The sequence below is a fragment of the Streptococcus sp. A23 genome (assembly GCF_043674155.1).
GTDB classification, from domain to species: Bacteria; Bacillota; Bacilli; order Lactobacillales; family Streptococcaceae; genus Streptococcus; species Streptococcus suis_V.
Window position 1 is genome coordinate 40,245 of the sequence record NZ_JBIMJP010000011.1, and the last position, 17,559, is coordinate 57,803.

At 46.4% G+C, this 17,559-nt stretch carries 15 protein-coding genes; 9 read left to right on the top strand and 6 right to left on the bottom strand.

Features of this window, described 5'->3' with window-relative positions; all coding sequences use genetic code 11:
- Positions 1–36 precede the first annotated feature (36 nt).
- The 3 genes from ACHBIE_RS07270 to ACHBIE_RS07280 all read left to right on the top strand — a co-directional run bounded on the left by ACHBIE_RS07270 (position 37) and on the right by ACHBIE_RS07280 (position 4,153).
- Positions 37–1,569, top strand: coding sequence for an ATP-binding cassette domain-containing protein (locus ACHBIE_RS07270; RefSeq protein ID WP_172073616.1), 1,533 nt, complete (start codon positions 37–39; stop codon positions 1,567–1,569).
- Entirely contained in the window at positions 1,562–2,569 is a 1,008-nt protein-coding gene (locus ACHBIE_RS07275; protein ID WP_105110628.1) for a beta-methylgalactoside transporter, read from the top strand. The genes ACHBIE_RS07270 and ACHBIE_RS07275 overlap by 8 nt, the downstream gene beginning before the upstream one ends.
- 525 nt (positions 2,570–3,094) lie before the next feature.
- Positions 3,095–4,153, top strand: a complete 1,059-nt coding sequence (locus ACHBIE_RS07280; RefSeq protein WP_394733071.1) for a serine hydrolase — start codon at positions 3,095–3,097, stop codon at positions 4,151–4,153.
- 87 nt (positions 4,154–4,240) lie between these two features.
- Here the strand turns inward: ACHBIE_RS07280 and ACHBIE_RS07285 are convergent, their stop codons facing one another.
- The 4 genes from ACHBIE_RS07285 to rnhC all read right to left on the bottom strand — a co-directional run bounded on the left by ACHBIE_RS07285 (position 4,241) and on the right by rnhC (position 9,133).
- Positions 4,241–4,981, bottom strand: a complete 741-nt coding sequence (locus ACHBIE_RS07285) for a hypothetical protein (RefSeq protein WP_394733057.1) — start codon at positions 4,979–4,981, stop codon at positions 4,241–4,243.
- 97 nt (positions 4,982–5,078) lie between these two features.
- Positions 5,079–7,562 carry an ATP-dependent RecD-like DNA helicase gene (locus tag ACHBIE_RS07290; protein WP_394733058.1) on the bottom strand — a complete coding sequence of 828 codons (2,484 nt, stop codon included), beginning with the start codon at positions 7,560–7,562 and terminating at the stop codon, positions 5,079–5,081.
- A 51-nt stretch (positions 7,563–7,613) separates the two neighbouring features.
- Positions 7,614–8,234, bottom strand: coding sequence for a signal peptidase I (gene lepB, locus ACHBIE_RS07295; protein ID WP_105111737.1), 621 nt, complete (start codon positions 8,232–8,234; stop codon positions 7,614–7,616).
- An 11-nt stretch (positions 8,235–8,245) separates the two neighbouring features.
- Positions 8,246–9,133, bottom strand: a complete 888-nt coding sequence (rnhC, locus tag ACHBIE_RS07300) for a ribonuclease HIII (protein ID WP_394733059.1) — start codon at positions 9,131–9,133, stop codon at positions 8,246–8,248.
- 121 nt (positions 9,134–9,254) lie between these two features.
- Between rnhC and ACHBIE_RS07305 the strand changes: the two genes are divergently transcribed.
- From ACHBIE_RS07305 to ACHBIE_RS07315, 3 genes are all read left to right on the top strand, one after another.
- Entirely contained in the window at positions 9,255–10,238 is a 984-nt protein-coding gene (locus ACHBIE_RS07305; protein ID WP_105122370.1) for a Gfo/Idh/MocA family protein, read from the top strand.
- A 232-nt stretch (positions 10,239–10,470) separates the two neighbouring features.
- On the top strand, positions 10,471–11,601 hold the full coding sequence (locus ACHBIE_RS07310; RefSeq protein WP_105122371.1) for a LysM domain-containing protein: 1,131 nt from the start codon (positions 10,471–10,473) through the stop codon (positions 11,599–11,601).
- 93 nt (positions 11,602–11,694) lie between these two features.
- Positions 11,695–11,910, top strand: a complete 216-nt coding sequence (locus ACHBIE_RS07315; RefSeq protein ID WP_238140694.1) for a hypothetical protein — start codon at positions 11,695–11,697, stop codon at positions 11,908–11,910.
- A 78-nt stretch (positions 11,911–11,988) separates the two neighbouring features.
- On the opposite strand, the gene treC is transcribed toward ACHBIE_RS07315, so the two are convergent.
- Both treC and treP read right to left on the bottom strand, forming a co-directional pair.
- Positions 11,989–13,614 (bottom strand): alpha,alpha-phosphotrehalase, encoded by a 1,626-nt coding sequence (gene treC, locus ACHBIE_RS07320; protein ID WP_394733060.1) that lies wholly within the window; start codon positions 13,612–13,614, stop codon positions 11,989–11,991.
- An 81-nt stretch (positions 13,615–13,695) separates the two neighbouring features.
- Positions 13,696–15,690 carry a PTS system trehalose-specific EIIBC component gene (treP, locus tag ACHBIE_RS07325; protein ID WP_394733061.1) on the bottom strand — a complete coding sequence of 665 codons (1,995 nt, stop codon included), beginning with the start codon at positions 15,688–15,690 and terminating at the stop codon, positions 13,696–13,698.
- 231 nt (positions 15,691–15,921) lie between these two features.
- On the opposite strand from treP, the gene treR reads away from it, so the two are divergent.
- The 3 genes from treR to ACHBIE_RS07340 are packed head-to-tail and all read left to right on the top strand — an operon-like array spanning position 15,922 to position 17,542.
- Positions 15,922–16,635 carry a trehalose operon repressor gene (gene treR / locus ACHBIE_RS07330; protein ID WP_394733062.1) on the top strand — a complete coding sequence of 238 codons (714 nt, stop codon included), beginning with the start codon at positions 15,922–15,924 and terminating at the stop codon, positions 16,633–16,635.
- A gap of 53 nt (positions 16,636–16,688) precedes the next feature.
- Positions 16,689–16,994, top strand: a complete 306-nt coding sequence (zapA, locus tag ACHBIE_RS07335; RefSeq protein ID WP_105111743.1) for a cell division protein ZapA — start codon at positions 16,689–16,691, stop codon at positions 16,992–16,994.
- A gap of 2 nt (positions 16,995–16,996) precedes the next feature.
- Positions 16,997–17,542, top strand: a complete 546-nt coding sequence (locus ACHBIE_RS07340; protein WP_105111744.1) for a CvpA family protein — start codon at positions 16,997–16,999, stop codon at positions 17,540–17,542.
- The last annotated feature ends 17 nt before the right edge of the window (positions 17,543–17,559 follow it).

Genomic DNA, 17,559 nt, shown 5'->3' on the forward strand with positions numbered 1-17,559 from the left:
GCAGGTTCTTATTTTTTGAAAAGGAGACCTAGGAGAATGAGTGAATATATTTTAGAAATGAAACATATTACCAAGACATTTCCGGGTGTTAAGGCCTTGGACGATGTGACCTTCAAGCTCCGTCCGGGAACCGTTCATGCCCTGATGGGTGAAAATGGTGCAGGTAAATCCACCCTCATGAAATGCTTGTTTGGAATTTACCATCGAGATGGTGGCACTATCATCTTTGATGGCAAGGAAGTGGATTTCAAGGATTCCAAAGAGGCCATTGATGCAGGTGTGTCCATGATCCACCAGGAATTGCAGCCCATCCGCATGATGACCATCGCTGAAAATGTCTTTTTAGGCAATTACCCTCTGGGCAAGTTCAATCTGGTTGACCATACCAAGATGAACCAGGATACAAGGGCTTTGCTGGAAGAGGTCGGTCTCTACATGGATCCCAAAACCTTGCTTAATGCCTTGACCGTATCACAGATGCAATCGGTGGAGATTGCCAAGGCCATTTCGCATAATGCCAAGGTTGTCATTATGGACGAGCCGACTTCCTCTCTGACTAGCTCAGAAGTGGAGAAACTTTTTGAAATTATTGCTCAGCTTAAGGCCAAAAACATTGGAATCATCTACATTTCCCACAAGATGGATGAGATTTTGCGGATTTCAGATGACATCACAGTCATGCGGGATGGTCAGTACGTTGGTACCTGGCCAGCTGCTGAGATGACGACGGCTAAGATTATCCAGGCCATGGTTGGTCGGGAATTGACCAGCCTCTTTCCACCTAAGACCAACAAGGTTGAGGAGGAAGTCGTTCTTCATTTAGAAGAGATGACCTCGCCAAATCCTCTATCCTTCAAGCAAGCCAGCTTTGACCTCAAAAAAGGTGAAGTGCTTGGAATCGGTGGTCTGGTTGGTGCCCAACGGACCGAGCTTATGGAGGCCCTTTACGGTATTCGGGCCCTCAAACAAGGTAAGATTTACATCAAGGGCAAGGAAGTCAAGATTAAAAATCCAGCCACAGCCATTGCCAATAAGATTGCCCTGGTGACAGAAGACCGGCGTTTCAACGGTATCTTCGGCGTTCTATCGGTCTCTGATAATGCCGCTGTAGCTTCTCTCAACCAATACCTGGGTGCCTTCGGTCTCTTAGATGACAAAAAGATTAAGAATGTTGTTGATCACAATGTTGATCGTCTGCGCGTCAAGACACCGTCGACCAAGACCCACATCGAAAGCCTGTCAGGTGGTAACCAACAAAAAGTTATCCTGGCTCGCTGGTTGGCCAATGACCCAGATATTCTCATCCTGGACGAACCGACCCGTGGTATCGACGTTGGTGCCAAGTACGAAATCTACCAAATCATCAACAATCTGGCTGCCGAAGGTAAGTCCATTATCATGATTACGTCTGAAATGTCTGAACTTCTGGGCGTGTCTGACCGCATCATGGTCATGTGTGAAGGACGGATTTCTGGTTTCTTGGATAAGGAAGAGGCAACCCAGGAGGCTGTGATGCAACTGGCAACTAAATTTATGACTGGCAATCAAGGAGGAGATGACAATGCCTAAATTAGAAACAAAAGCCACTCAATCCTTTAACCTAGGAGAATTTCTAACCAAGAACTCCATGTACATCGTGGTAGCGGCTATGATTCTCTATACAGGATTGACCCAAAACAACTTCTTTACCCTGGGGAACGCGGCCAACATCATGGCCAATACCTCTGTTCGTTTTATCATTGCCCTGGGTGTGTCGGGCTGTTTGATTATCCGTGGTACTGACCTGTCAGCTGGTCGTATCGTCGGCCTGACAGCTATCATCACAGCAACTCTGGTGCAGCGTCCTGATTTTGCTCAGAAATTCTTCCCAAATCTGCCGGATTTACCGATTTTTGTCCCTCTCTTGGCAGCTTTAGCGGTGGGTGCCATCCTCGGTCTGCTCAATGGTGCCATTATTTCCTTCCTCAGTGTGCCGCCATTTTTGGCAACACTGGGTACCCAAATCATGACCTATGGTTTTGTCTTGATTTATTCCCAGTCTAAGCCGATTGGTACCTTTAAGGATGAGTTTGTAGCGATTGGGCAAGGCAAGCTCTTCGGCTTTATCCCTTACATTACCATTATCGCAGGTCTGGTCGGCCTGGCTATGTGGGTGCTCTACAATAAGACTCGCTATGGTAAGTACATGTACGCTATCGGGGGTAATGAAAATGCGGCTGAGGTGTCTGGTGTCAATGTCCGCATGTCCAAAATCAAGATCTTCCTTCTAGCAGGTCTGCTCTACGGATTGGCAGGTTTCCTTCTGTCAGCCAAGACAGGTTCTGCTGGTGCGGGTGCAGGTATGGGTTACGAGCTGGATGCCATTGCCTCAGCGACAATCGGTGGCGTTTCAACGGCCGGTGGTCAGGGTACCGTTCCGGGCATTCTCTTAGGGGTATTCGTCTTTGAGCTCCTTAAGGTCTGCTTGACCTACCTGGGTGTCACACCAGATATGACCAACGTCATCCAAGGTATCGTTATCGTGGTGGCAGTTGCCCTCGATATTCGTAAGACCTTGGTGAAGAGATAGAATCTGTTTATAAAAAGGCGGATAAGGTAGTTTTCCATTGGTGGATGACTGCCTATCGCCTTTTTTTGCTTGCCTGATATTCTAAAATTTCTTATATCAGCTCTTTTCTAATGATAAATGCTTGTTTTGACCAAGTAAATCAGCTATACTAGTAGAGTTATGACAAGAGAGAATGAGCAAAGAAAATCTCGGCGACAGGTTTGGACCAAGTCTGCCAAGCGAAAATATCCCCGAAGAGTTCCATCTAAGAGAAATCGTGGTCAGATTCATCAGCGTTTTCCAAGAACGATTGCGCTAGATCAGTCTAGAGAGAAGCAGATTGTACCAGGAAGACTTGCAGAAAAGCGTCTTCTTCCAAACACAGACAGGATTAAGGGAGTTGTCAAACCGACTGTGGATAAATTTCTTTCATTTTGGAAATTGCCAAAAAGAAGAAAAAAACGTGGGTCGCGGCATGGTAAAAAGCAGGTTTGGACAGACTATATTCCTATCGCTCTAGGTTTACTAGTCCTCCTTACGCTTGGTATGGTTGCCCTTTTCAATCTGGATTCGACCAAGAAAGGGATAGGCAAAGCCGATTCTTCCAACCAAGCAGCGACGAGTGGATCGAAGGAAACAGAAACCAAAAAAGAAGTGGTCAAGCCTGTCCATAAGTCTCAGGAGGCCAAAGACTTGGTCATGCAGGAAGATTTGGCTTACATGAACAGTCTCTATCTCTATTATGATTATCCTAATCTGAGTTTAGAAGATACGGTCAAGGCCTATCTCTTGGAGCAGGGATTGGACCCATCACAGGTGGCCTTTACCTATAAGAATCTCAAAACCAATGAAGTCTTCTCCATGAACGATACCCAGCCTATGACAGCTGGCTCCACCTATAAGTTACCCCTCAATATGTTGGTGGTAGATGCGGTGGAAAAAGGTGAAGTTTCAGCGACAGAGGCTTACGATATTACTGGCACAACTTATGAATACAAGCCTGAGCATGACGCCTATGTTGCCAATTATAATGGGATGATGACAATCGCAGATATGCAATACGGCTCCATTGTAGTGTCTGAAAATACTCCAGCCTATGCCTTGGCGGAGCGCATCGGTGGTATGGACAAGGCCTACACCATGTTTGGCCGCTATGGTAAATCGAAAAATCCTGACGTGCCAACTATTTCTGCTAATGGTAATCAGACGACAACGAGCTACTATTCGCAGGTCTTGGATTACCTTTATCAGCGTCAGGACAAATACGCAGACCTGATGAAGTACCTAGATGATGCCTTTCCGGGAACTTGGTTTGAAGAGTATGTTCACGGGGTGACCATCTACCAAAAACCCGGCTATGTCCGTGAAGCCCTCAATCTGGATGCCATTGTCATGGAGGCAACACCTTACAGCATTGCCATTTATACAGCTCATTTTGGTGGCGCATCTGAGGACGATACCGAAATCGATCCTATGGGTTACAATCAAGTGGTCGCCCTCGCCTACGTCATCAATGAGTGGCACAGAGTCAATATGAATCCTGCTAAGGAACTTCCTTCACAAGAGGTGACAGCATCTTCAGAAGAAACAAGCAATGGAAACTAGGTTTAGGCCTAGTTTTTTTGTACTCAGATTGGTCATCGAAAAAAATGAAAAAGCCCGACAGGTCTAGTCGAGCTTAGTTGGTAGGACTTATTGTTCCTTATTCAGGGTTGCCATTATTTGAGCAGGTGCAGTTAAATCAATAGTTGTTGGAAATGCTGGGTTGGTTGAAACACCTTCCATAATGACCTTGTATTGTCCATTTTCTAGAATGAAGCCTGGCAAGAGTTGAAATCCAGCACCACCAATGCCTGTTACACCAGGAAGTAGAGCTACTCCGTCTCCTGTTGACTTGCGAACTAGGTAATGGTTTGGTTTGGGTGAAATCAAGTCTGTAATGACAGCAGTCCGGTGTTGGACATTCCAGTCGGTTACTTCCTCATCTTCGCTTTGACGGAAGTCCTGAGTAACAGTGAAAGTCCCATCAGCTGCGACGGTTACCTCGACCATACGTGCTTGTGGACTAGTGCCTGTCCAAGTACCGACAAGTTCTGTCGGAAGAGCTACTGATGGCAAGGCCAATAGCTGGTCTCCTGTCATAGTTGTTGAGCTAGGCTGGCTAGCAGTTTCTTCTTGCTTGGTCTGGCTTGAAGATGAGCTACTTTCTGCTTGAGACGAAGTAGTTGTTGCAGTACTAGATTCGGTTGCTTGGCTAGAGCTTGTATCAGTTTCTTTCTTAGTAGAATTGTCTGTAGCTTTTTTACTAGAGCTGGTTTGTTCTGTTTTCTCACTGGTCTTAGTGGATGTAGCTGGGGTAGTTTCTTTTCCACAGGCTGTTAATAAAATAGCTGCAGATAAGAGTAGAATACCGTTTGTTATTTTCTTTTTCATATAAAAATCCTCCTGTTTGATTTTAGTATAGCAAAACAGAAGGATAGTGTCAACACAATTTTGTAACATTTGTAATATTTCTGTAACAAAAGGCGGTTTATTTGAAAAATAGAGCAATATCTTCATCGGTCAGGCCAATCATGGGGTCAATGGTGAGGATATTTTTTTCGTTCAGAATGTAGCTAGTGGGCTGGATGGGGGTGTTTTCCACAGGTTCTTGGTACAGTAGGGAAAGTTGACTGGGTGCAGATACATTTTTTTCCACAGGCACTTTGGTTGGTGCGGGCTGTTCAGACGAGATAGACTGGTCAGATTTTGTAGGCAGATTTGGTGAAATCTGCTCTGGCCGCTCTGCCTTTTCTTCAAGATCCCCTTGGAAACGGGGAACCAGATAGGTTTTGCGCAGGGTACCGGCATTCTTGACCGCGTAGTCAAAGGCGGAGATTTCTCCCAGCAGGATGAGCTTGCTCTTAGAGCGGGTGATGGCCGTGTAGACCAGATTGCGCTGGAGCATGCGGTGGCTGGTACGGGTGATGGGCAGAATGACCACCTGAAACTCGCTCCCCTGAGATTTGTGGATGGACATGGCATAGGCCAGAGTGATTTTGTACCACTCATTGCGGGGGTAGGTCACTTCGCTACCGTCAAAATTGATGGAAATCTCGTCCTGCTTGCTGTCGGTATACTTGGCAGGCAGGAGGTCGGTGATGTAGCCCAAGTCGCCATTAAAGACATTGCTTTCAGCGTCGTTGACCAAGTGGATGACCCGGTCGCCCTGGCGGAAAATCTGATCGTTATGAGCAAATTCCAATTGCCCCTCGCTTTTTGGGTTGAGCAGGTTTTGGGTTATGATATTGAGCTGGTCAATACCTGCTGCTCCTCGGTACATGGGAGCGAGGATTTGGACTTCGTTTGCGGGGATACCGGACTTGATAGCTGCGCCGACAATGCGTTCAATCAGGGCAGGGATTTGTTCGTTTTGCGCCTCGAAATAAGACCGGTCTGCCTTTTTCTCACGGAAATCAGCTGGAAGGCTGCCTTGCCGAATTTGACTGGCAAGAGTGACAATGGTCGAGTCGTCGGACTGGCGGTAGATTTTCTCCAGCGTTAGGCTGGGTAATTTTTTAATCTTGAGCAGGTCGGCCAGGACCTGACCGGGGCTGACCGATGGCAATTGCTCCGCATCTCCGACAATGAGGACCTGCGTCTGAGAGGAAATATTCTGGAAGAGCTGGTTGGCCAACCAAGTATCGACCATAGAAAATTCATCGACGATGATAAATTCCGCATCCAGATAATCATCGCGGTAGGATTCTTCTTGACCTTCAACCAAGCCCAGATGGCGGTGGATGGTCGCAGCTGGCAGGCCGGTCAATTCATTCATCCGACGGGCGGCTCGGCCGGTTGGAGCAGCTAAGAGGACAGGACATTCGTCACGGCTTTTCGTCAAATCAATCTTGTGCAAGATAGCGTAGACCGCGATGATACCGTTGATGACTGTGGTCTTGCCTGTGCCGGGTCCGCCAGTTAGGATAAAGAGCGGATTGGTAATAGCTCGGACAATAGCCTCTTTCTGAATAGCATCGTAGGTCAGTGATGACATGCTTTCCAGCTCTGCAATGGCAGTCTCGACGTCCTTGAGTGGGAAGGGCTTGAAACCATTTTTGCCCATGAGGCGGCTGAGGTTCTTGTGAATACCTTCCTCAGCAAAGTAGAGACTGTTGTCAAAAATTTTGGTGCCTGCCTGCTGGACCTTGCCGTCATTGATGAGACCGGTCAATTCCTGCGCTACGGCAGCCGGGTCCAACTCGACATGGCGGGATTTTTCCAGCACGTCAATGCTGGCCTCTAGCAAATCACGCGCCTCGACATAAGTGTCGCCCGTCTCCATAGAGCGCTGGAGCAGACAATAGAGCATGCCGGCTCGGAAACGCTGCGGTGAGTCGCTCTCGATGCCCAGATTTTCAGCGATTTTATCGGCAATGGTAAAGCCCATTCCTTGGACATCTTCGACCAGCTGGTAGGGATTTTCCTCGATGATTTGCAGAGTTTTCTCCTTGTACTGGTCTTGGATTTGAAAGGCGAGTTTGTTGGGAATGCCGTATTCGGCTAGTTTGGACAAAATCATCTCTGTGCCGTAGTTGAGGCGGAGTTTTTCCACAAAAGCCTGCCGATTTTTGCTGGACAATCCTGTAATCTGGGTCAATTTTTCAGGTTCGGCTAGGATTCTATCAATGGTATCCTCGCCGTAGAGCTGGACAATTTTCTCAGCTGTCTTGCGGCCGATGCCCTTGAAATGGTCGCTGGAAAAATACTTGACCAGTCCAGAGGCAGTTGGTTTACTGCGTTCGTAGCGGGAGATTTGCAGCTGCTGACCGTATTTGGGATGGGTAACCAAGTTGCCGTAAAAGCGGTAATCTTCGCCTTCAATAACGTCTGCGATGGTGCCGGTCACAATAATTTCGTAGTCGTCATAATCCGCATTGGTCTCCTCGATTTCCAAGAGCAGGATTTTATAAAAATTGCTGGGATTTTCAAAAATAATCCGGTCGATAGTTCCGGTGAAAGATACTTCTTGCATGATTTTTCCTTATCAAAATGGAGTGGGACAGTTGTCTCACTCCTAATTAGTTTATTTTACGGTACCAATGCGGTTGAGGGGCCACATGCGGAAAACGACTTCTCCCTTGATATTGGCCTTGGTGAATGGACCAACATTACGGCTATCTAGAGAAACCAGGCGGTCGTCTCCCATGAGGAAGTAGTGTCCTTCGGGTACGACATAAGACAGGCTTGGGTAGCCATTGGCATCCAGTGTGAAGGCAGTAGCAGCTGCCGCACGGTTTTGGAAGCTCTTATTATAGGAGTAGGTGGACTGGAGTTTATCTTCCTTAAAGGCTGCCAGGTACTCTGCTAAATAAGGCTCATCCACCACCTCTTCATTGATATAGAGAACGTCATTCTCAAAGCGGATGGAGTCACCAGGCATACCGATAACCCGCTTGACAATCAGCTTCTCCTTGCCTTGCGAGTCCACTTCGCTGGCCACGACAATGTCAAAACGGTCAATGGTCGTCGTGCGCGCCATGATCAAGCGCTCCTTGTCATGAAGGGTTGGATCCATAGAATGTCCATCGACAGAAACAGGCTGCCAGATAAAGAGCCGTGAGAGCAAGAAGCCGATAATAATCAGAGAGAAGATGCCCCACTCAGCTAGGAAGCGAGCAAGGGAATTTTTTTTAGTTGAACGCATGTGGTTTCCTCTTATTTCAATAATTTTTCTGCTTTTTGTGTGTTGGCAAAGTGGAGTTTGGCGGCCTGGCTGAGCCCCGCCATTCCGTATCTCTGCAAAATATTGGCTGCGACCTGGTCGGACTTGCTGCCGGCACCGGATGGCAGATTCATGCCTAGTTGGTCCCCTAGTTGAGCCAAATTTTCCAAGAACATGGCGCGTGCGATAATGGATGATACCGCGACGGCCAGGTATTTGCCCTCAGCCTTTTCTTCCAAGGTGACAGGGTTGGCAAAGTGATTGGCCTCTTTTTTGAGATATTTCTGATAATTTTGGCTAGATGTAAAAGCGTCAATGACGATTTTCTCCGGCTGTACCCCTTTTTGGAGTAGCAGGTAGATGGCCTGATTGTGGAGTGCTACCTTGACTGATACGGCATTGTAGCCTTGCTCGATGACCTCGTTGTATTTTTTCGGGGACAATAGCAGAGCTTGGTGGGAGATTTTCTCTTTTAAGAGAGGGGCGATTTGGCAGATTTTTTGGTCTGTCATTTTTTTAGAGTCATTAACGCCCAGCAACTTGAGAAAGGCATGGTCATCAGGTGTGACGTAGCTAGCCACGACAGCCAGACCGCCAAAATAAGACCCGTTACCCACCTCGTCCGTCCCAATCATGGGCAGGTTCTGCCCGGAGATGGTCTGATCAGTCTGAGCCTGCTCATAGCCCCAACGACTGGCTTCCTGCTCTGCCATTTCCCCTTGGAAAACGACTTTTCCAGAAGTGTAGATGGAAAGGCTGGCGCCAGGAAGTTTGAAAAATGCTTCGATGTAAGGATTTTTACTGGCCTGCTGGTAGCGGGCGTAGTGGTGGAGCATCTGTGCCTTGTCTGAGGCAGTCACTTTAAGTACAGCGGTCGTCATGTTCTTATTGTATCATAAATGCGACTTGGAGTGTGCGGAAAAGAGTAGAATCTACTATAATAGTTTTAGAACCTGTATGCACAGTAAGAAACTTGACTATGCATAGGAAAGTGAGGTTAAGATGGAAAATCAAGTTCAATATAAGTGGGCGACTCTGGGAACAGGTGTCATTGCCAACGAATTGGTTCAGGCCTTGCAGGCTATGGGAGGGAATATCTACTCCGTTGCCAACCGTACCTATGACAAGGGTGTAGAATTTGCGCAAAAATATAGCATTGAGAAGGTCTATGAGGACATTGATCAGGTGTTTGAGGATCCAGAAGTGGATATTATCTACATTTCAACGCCGCACAATACCCATATTAACTACTTACGTAAGGCCTTGGCTGGGGGCAAGCATGTTCTCTGTGAAAAGTCCATCACGCTAAATAAGGATGAGTTGGCAGAAGCCATTCAACTGGCGGAGGAAAACCAGGTCATCTTGGCAGAAGCCATGACCATTTTCCACATGCCAATCTATCGTCAGTTGAGCGAAGTGGCTGCAAGTGGCAAGCTGGGAGAGTTGAAGATGATTCAGATGAACTTTGGCAGCTACAAGGAATATGACATGACCAACCGCTTTTTCAATAAGAACTTAGCTGGAGGTGCCCTTTTGGACATCGGTGTCTATGCCCTGTCCTTTGTTCGCTGGTTCATGACTGAAAAACCAAATCAAGTCGCTTCGCAGGTCAAATTGGCTCCAACGGGTGTCGATGAACAGGTCGGTATTCTCCTGTCCAATGATGCGGGTGAGATGGCTACGATTGCCCTCAGTCTCCATGCCAAACAGCCTAAGCGTGGGACCATTGCTTATGATAAGGGTTATATCGAACTCTATGAATACCCTCGCGGGCAGAAGGCGGTTATTACCTATACTGAAGACGGTAGTCAAGAGGTAATCGAAGCGGGCGAGACTGCCAAGGCCCTCTCTTATGAAGTGGCGGATATGGAAAAAGCTGTCGCGGGCATCGAAAATACTATGCACCTAGCCTACACCCAAGATGTTATGGAGATCATGACCCAACTCCGAAAAGAGTGGGGCTTGGTGTATCCGGAGGAGATGTAGTTAGTCTAGGTTTTGAGAGGTTGGAGAAGTCCAACCTTTTTTCTTTATGGCAGGAGATAGTCAGTCTTGAAGCCACATATCAGGTCACTATGACAATCTTGTGACAAATATAATGCTTAAGTGACAATCAATTTGGTTTGTTTACAGCTTGTTTAAAAGCCTGGGAAAGGCTTGTTTTGCAAAAAAAATTCCGCTATCATAGGTCTATCTCAAAAGAAAGAAGGAATGTTTTGTGAAACGTAAACAGACAAACAAACCGGTTTATATGAAAAGAAAGAGAAAAAGATCTGTACTGAAAGAGAATAAGAAAATGTTCTACGCATCCTCTGTAGCCTTGTCACTCTTGGCAACTGGCCTGGCAGCTCCGACAATTTCCGCCTTGGAATGGACACCACGCAATGTCTCTGAGATTAGCGCTGAATTGGTCAATCAAGGGGGCCAACTCACGTACACCATCAAGTATGGCGATACCTTGAGTGCCATTGCTGATGCCATGAATCTGGATATGGAAATCCTAGCCAAGGTCAATCAAATTACAGATGTCAACCTGATTTTCCCAGATACGGTATTGACCACGACAGTTGACCAAAATAACCAAGTGACCCAAATCGAAATTGAAGCACCTGCCCAGACAGCCAATCAAGAGCCTGTTCAAGCGACGGTGGATTTGCAGACAAACCAGGCGACCATCGACGATACAGTTGTTCATCTCGACGAGGTAGAAGTCCCTGCTCCAGCGACAGAACCGACTGCTCCAGTAGCTGAAACAGAAGTCCCTGCCGATATTCCAGCCGAGGTGGCTACAGTAGAAGTGCCCCAAGTTTCTATACCCGAAACAACAGAAGCGGTGGCAGCTCCAGCAGCAGAACAGGTTGCTCCAGTTGAAGCACCAGTGGCAGAGCCAGTAGCTGAAACTCCAGTAGTGGAGCCAGCAAGTGAGTCTGTTGTAGCAGAAGAGCCGGTGGTAGAGACTCCAGTGGCTGAAACACCAGCACCAGTTGCTACGGTAGTTTATGATAATAGTGGCCTCCAGCCCCAGGTTGCAGCATTTAAAGAAGAAGTTGCAAATACTTTCGGTATTACTTCTTTTTCAGGATACCGTCCTGGAGATCCCCAAGACCACGGTAAAGGATTGGCTATTGATTTCATGGTGCCAGTGAGCTCAGCCCTCGGTGACCAGGTTGCTGACTATGCCATTGCCAATATGGGTGCCCGCAACATTTCCTACATCATTTGGAAGCAACGTTTCTACTCACCATATCCAAGCATTTACGGACCAGCCTATACCTGGAATCCAATGCCAGACCGCGGAAGTGTAACAGAAAACCACTATGACCACGTCCACGTGTCTTTCAATCCATAAAAATACGGGAAATCGAATCGAAACAGGTTCGATTTTTCTGTTTTTGATTGCAAAAATAGGATATACTGTTTAAAAATAAGAGGAGGGCTGGTTGTGCCAAATTTTGTATCTGGCTTATGGAAGGAATATCTGGAAACCCGGACCAATGCAGGAGAGGATTTTCTCTATTGGTTACTTCAGCGTAAGATGACCTGGGGACAGCGCTGGCTGGTGGTATTGGTTCTGACGTTTATGGTCCAACCATCCCTATGTTCTGTACATCCTCTTTCTGATTGGCACAATCTTGTTTGTGATTTATGCTTTTGGTAGCCTTTATTTTTTTATCAAAAGGCGATTACAATCAAAGAAACACTAAAAAACTCGGGAGAAACTTCCGAGTCTTGGTCTTTAATCGGCCCAAATGGCAAGGGATTGATAAAGTTTCAGTCGAATGGTTTTTCCGAGTTTGGTGTCGCTGTAGTTGTCAATGAGGACTTGGCCGTGGGCGTAGTCGTCTGCTAGGTCTAGTTCAACCTCTTCTGCAAAGAAATTGTTGAGGACCAATAGTTTCTCGCCACTTAGCAAGCGTTCAAAGGCATAGATTTTCTGGCTATCCTTGTAGGCTGCCTTATAGTCCCCTTCTGAGATGAGAGGAAGTTCTTTCCGCAGGCGAATGAGTTCTTGGTAGAAGGTAAAGATTGGGCCAGTTTTTTCCTGCTCAACGTTAATCGTTTGGTAGGACTTGCCAGCCTTCAGCCAAGGGGTGCCTGTTGAGAAGCCTGCATTGTCAGAAGCGTCCCATTGCATCGGGGTGCGGGAATTGTCACGGGACTTGGCCTGGATAATCTTGAAGGCCTGCTCAGGTGTGTGACCTTGGTCCAAGAGCATCTGATAGGCATTGATAGACTCCACATCGACATAGTCGTCCATGCTATCGTAGTCAGGGTCAATCATGCCGATTTCCTCGCCCATGTAGATGTAAGGTGTGCCACGTGATAGGTGGATAGAGGCAGCCAGCATGGTTGCTCCTTCGTTTCGGAAATTCTCCACATCAACAAAGCGGTTGAGGGCACGAGGCTGGTCGTGGTTGTTGTAAAATAGAGCATTCCAGCCATTTCCAACTGACATCTCCTCGCCCCAAGTGTGGAAGAGGCGTTTGAGTTCTTCAAAGTCGAAGTCCATAATGGTCCATTTTTGCCCGTCCTTGTAATCCACTTTCAAGTGGTGGAAGTTGAAGGCCATGGACAATTCTTCCCGTTCAGGAGCTGTGTAGAGAATGCAGTTTTCAATGGTGGTGGCAGACATTTCCCCAACGGTCATGAAGCCTTTTTCTGCTCCAAAAGTGGCGTTATTCATCATCTTGAGGTAGTCGTGGGTGATCGGGCGGTCGGTGTAAGCAGGCTTACCGTCATTGATTGGGCAGTCTTCGAGGACTTCGTCCTTACCAATCAGGTTAATGACATCGAAGCGGAAGCCTTTAACACCCTTGTCTTTCCAGAAGTTGACCACCTTGAACAGTTCTTCGCGGACATGAGGATTTCGCCAGTTGAGGTCTGCTTGGGTCACATCAAAGAGATGAAGATAATATTTCCCAGTCTCTCCAAAGGGAGCCCAGGCATTGCCACCAAACTTGGAAACCCAGTCAGTTGGCTGGTCACGTAGGATAAAGAAATCTTGGTAGTATTTGTCGCCAGCTAGGGCTTTTTGGAACCATTCGTGGTCGGTTGAGCAGTGGTTGAGGACCATGTCTAGCATGAATTCGATACCCAGCTCTTTACCAACGGCCACCATTTCTTCAAAGTCAGCCATGGTGCCAAAATCAGGATTGACAGCTGTGTAATCGGAAATGTCATAGCCGTTGTCCCTTTGCGGACTTGGGTAGAAGGGATTGAGCCAAATCATATCAATGCCTAGCTCTTTTAGATATGGAAGTTTTTCAATAATTCCTCGTAAATCCCCGACACCATTTCCGGTCGTGTCCTTGTAAGATTTGGGGTAGATTTGATAGACGACTTTACGTTTGTCAATGGTCATGATGATAGTAGCATTTCCTTTCTCAAAAATGATGTAATCAACGGCAAAGAGTTGGGGTCACCAACTCTCTACACTTTTTGTTTATGCTTTTGTTGCTTTCAAGATAGCTTGGCCACGTTCTACTGAACGAGGAAGGTTTCCAAGAACCTCTGTATTGAAATCCGTTTGGTTGGTCACGATAACTGGTGTTTCAGCGACGAGACCAGCAGCCTTGATGACGTCGATGTCAAAGCTGATCAATTTATCACCAGCTTTTACCTTGTCACCTTGTTTGACATGGGCTGTGAAACCTTTGCCTTCCAATCCAACAGTATCCATACCGATGTGCATAAGGAGTTCAACTCCGTTTGTAGCAGTGATACCAACAGCGTGGTTAGTAGGGAAGAGGACAGATACTTCACCGTCAACAGGAGCAACTAAGAGACCTTCGCTAGGGTCAATAAGGACACCTTGTCCCATAACACCTGATGCAAATACAGGGTCAGTAGCTTGTGACAATTCTTTTGCTTGACCAGTTAGGGGGCTGATCAATTCGATAGCAGAACCAGTTTCAACGACAGTTTCAGTTACGACTACAACTTCTTCAACAGTTTCTTCTTTTTTTGAAAATGCACCTGTACGTTTGAAAACAGCTGTCAAAATCATTGGGACAACAATCGCAACAATCATTGTCATAAAGAATGCACCCCAGTATTCAGCCTTGATAGACAAGATACCTGGAAGACCACCGATACCGATAGAAGCAGCTTGGATGTTGAAGGTTACAGAGAGTAAGCCTGCGATACTTGAACCAATCATAGCAGCTACAAATGGGTAAACGTATTTCACGTTGACACCAAAGAGGGCTGGTTCAGTAACACCAAGATATGCAGAAATTGTTGCTGGAAGAGAAACTTGCGCTTCTTTTTCATTGTGACGGTTCATGAGGAAGTAAGCAAATACTGCAGAACCTTGAGCGATGTTAGAAAGAGCGATCATTGGCCAGAGACCAGTTCCACCAGTATCTGCAATCAATTGTGTATCGATGGCGTTTGTCATGTGGTGAAGACCAGTGATAACGAATGGCGCATAGAGAGCACCAAATACAGCACCGAAGAGCCATTTCAATGGGCCAGTCAAACCAGCCAATACGATAGTTGACAACCATTGACCGATTGTCCAACCGATAGGACCAAGGACAGTGTGAGCCAAGATAATTGCTGGAAGAAGTGATAGGAATGGTACGAAAATCATCGATACCACTTCAGGAACAACCTTGCGCCAGAAGATTTCTAGGTAAGAAAGGGCCAATCCTGCCAAGAGGGCTGGGATAACCTGTGCTTGGTAACCGATACGAGCGATTGAGAAGAATCCGAAGTTCCAAGACCAGTCGCTAGCAATGGTTGCAGCATCTGTACCTGGTACTGCGTAAGCGTTGAGCAACTGAGGAGAAACCAAACAGATACCAAGGACGATACCAAGAATCTGTGAAGTACCCATCTTACGAGATACAGACCAAGTGATACCTACTGGTAGGTAGTGGAAAATCGCCTCACCTGGCAACCAGAGGAAGTGGTTGACACCGTTCCAGAATGGTGATACTTGAACAATGGTATTCCAGATTGGCTTGCCGCTTGCATCGAAGAGAAGTTCTCCGTCTTTCATAGCTTGACCAAGTGCTTGGAATTGTACGCCTTCCAATACGTTGCGGAAACCGAGGATCAAACCGCCGACGATAAGGGCTGGGATGATTGGTGTAAAGATCTCCGCCAGCATCGTCATGACACGTTGGATGGCATTTTGGTTGCTTTTAGCAGCAGACTTGGCTGCTTCTTTTGAAACGCCTTCTATACCAGATACGGCAGTGAAGTCGTTGTAGAAAAGAGGGACATCGTTACCGATGATGACTTGGAACTGACCTGCGTTTGTAAAGGTTCCTTTTACAGCAGGAATGTCTTCGATGACTTTGACGTTTGCTTTTTTGTCATCCGCAAGAACAAAGCGCATACGTGTTGCACAGTGAGTAACTGCGTTAACATTTTCTTTTCCGCCAATAGCGTCCAAGAGCTGTTTGGCTTCTTTTTCAAATTTTCCCATATATTTTTCCTTCTAGACGGCTTATGGAATCCGTCACCTTATATTTTTAGACATCTCCCAAAAGTATGTCTTTTTTAAAATTTGTACGAACAAATTTTGTTTACAAAGACCATTGTATCCGATTTCAAAAAATATTGCAAGCGTTTTTAACATTTTTTTATAAAATTTCATAAAATTTCTGTTATACTAGAGTAGTTGTATGATAAAGTGGCTACAAATTAAGGAGACATCATGAAGAAATACCAGGAAATTTACAATGACTTAAAGGAAAAAATCCGTACAAATACCTACCCTGCTGAAACCAGTCTGCCGACCGAGCAGCGCCTGCAAGAAATTTACGGTGTCAGTCGTGATACTGTCCGCAAGGCCCTGTCTATGTTGACAGAAAGAGGTATGATTCAGAAAGTTCAGGGCCGAGGTTCCCTAGTTCTCAAGCAAGAAATGCTGAATTTCCCTGTTTCTGGTCTGACTTCCTACCAGGAATTGGCTGAGTCTTTGCAGCTGGAGACCAAGACAGAAGTAGTCAGCCTGGATCAGATTGTTATCAGTAGCAACTTGGCGAATTTGACTGGGTTTGAACCCCATAGCAAGGTCTGGAAAGTTGTCCGTACACGTTCTATTGATGGCAAGGTGTCGGTTGTGGATACTGACTACCTGTCTGCGGATATTGTGCCGACCATTACCAAGGAAATTGCTGCATCTTCCATTTACAATTATCTGGAGAAGACCCTCAAGCTGGATATTGCCTATGCCCAAAAGGAAATTACTGTTGAGCCGACCAGCCGTGAGGAGCGAGAGCTCATGAAAAATGAAGATGACTATCTGGTCCTCATCAAATCCCGCGTCTATCTGGGAGATACCAAGCAATTCCAATACACTGAAAGCAAGCACAAAATCGACAAATTCCGCTTTGTAGACTTTGCGCGTAGAAAATACTCTATATAGTAGGAATTGGCGAAAATAGCCATTTTGAGGTATAATAGGAAGCGAGGTGTACAATGGCAAATCTGAATCGATATAAATTTACATTTGGTGAAAAACAATTAACCCTGACGACCGAGCATGACAATCGTTTTATGACGGAAGTGGAGAAGCTAGCCCAGGAAAAATACCAGGCCATCAAGGAGAAAATGCCCAAGGCAGACCCTGAAACCCTGGCCTTGCTGTTGGCTATCAATTCCCTCTCAGTCCAGCTGACCCGCGAGATGGCCTTTGAAAAGACAGAGGCAGAATTGGCGGCCATGAAAGAAAAGGTCTTAAAAAAGAACGTGACCCTGCTGGACCTAGATGAGCTTGAGGAGTAGACATGGTATCAATTGCAATTCTTATCCTCCTAGCCTGGAGTTTTTATATCGGCTATAGTCGAGGACTGGTCCTTCAAGGCTTTTACGGTGTTTCTAGCCTCTTTGCTATCTTGGTGGCGGCCTTGACCTATAAGAAGTTGTCAGGGATTCTCTATCTATGGGTACCCTTTGCCAATGCAACCCAGGGTAGCTTTAACTATTATTTTGATGAAAAATACCTGTTTGATTTGGACCAGGTCTTCTATGCAGGCTTGGCCTTTCTGACAGTCTATCTCCTGGTCTATGCCATCATGCGTTTTGTTGGAATCTTTGTCCACCTCTTGGAAGCCTACAATCCTGATACAATCCAATCAAACCTTATCAGTGGTGCCATTGCGGTAGTGGTGGCCTTGCTTTCTCTGCAAATGGTCTTGGTCCTGGTGGCGACTATTCCTGTGGACCTGGTACAGGAGCAACTCCAGAAAAGTTTCCTAGCAAATCTGCTAATCCAGTACATTCCGACGGCTCATTTTTTCAAGGCTGTCTGGCTAAGTAATATTACAGGGTAGGGGAACCTACTCTTTTT

Coding starts and splice junctions, on each gene's coding strand:
- ACHBIE_RS07270 (WP_172073616.1), top strand. CDS start 37: ATGAGTGAATATATTTTAGAAATGAAACATATTACCAAGACATTTCCG.
- ACHBIE_RS07275 (WP_105110628.1), top strand. CDS start 1,562: ATGCCTAAATTAGAAACAAAAGCCACTCAATCCTTTAACCTAGGAGAA.
- ACHBIE_RS07280 (WP_394733071.1), top strand. CDS start 3,095: ATGGTTGCCCTTTTCAATCTGGATTCGACCAAGAAAGGGATAGGCAAA.
- ACHBIE_RS07285 (WP_394733057.1), bottom strand. CDS start 4,981: ATGAAAAAGAAAATAACAAACGGTATTCTACTCTTATCTGCAGCTATT.
- ACHBIE_RS07290 (WP_394733058.1), bottom strand. CDS start 7,562: ATGCAAGAAGTATCTTTCACCGGAACTATCGACCGGATTATTTTTGAA.
- lepB (WP_105111737.1), bottom strand. CDS start 8,234: ATGCGTTCAACTAAAAAAAATTCCCTTGCTCGCTTCCTAGCTGAGTGG.
- rnhC (WP_394733059.1), bottom strand. CDS start 9,133: ATGACGACCGCTGTACTTAAAGTGACTGCCTCAGACAAGGCACAGATG.
- ACHBIE_RS07305 (WP_105122370.1), top strand. CDS start 9,255: ATGGAAAATCAAGTTCAATATAAGTGGGCGACTCTGGGAACAGGTGTC.
- treC (WP_394733060.1), bottom strand. CDS start 13,614: ATGACCATTGACAAACGTAAAGTCGTCTATCAAATCTACCCCAAATCT.
- treP (WP_394733061.1), bottom strand. CDS start 15,690: ATGGGAAAATTTGAAAAAGAAGCCAAACAGCTCTTGGACGCTATTGGC.
- treR (WP_394733062.1), top strand. CDS start 15,922: ATGAAGAAATACCAGGAAATTTACAATGACTTAAAGGAAAAAATCCGT.
- zapA (WP_105111743.1), top strand. CDS start 16,689: ATGGCAAATCTGAATCGATATAAATTTACATTTGGTGAAAAACAATTA.
- ACHBIE_RS07340 (WP_105111744.1), top strand. CDS start 16,997: ATGGTATCAATTGCAATTCTTATCCTCCTAGCCTGGAGTTTTTATATC.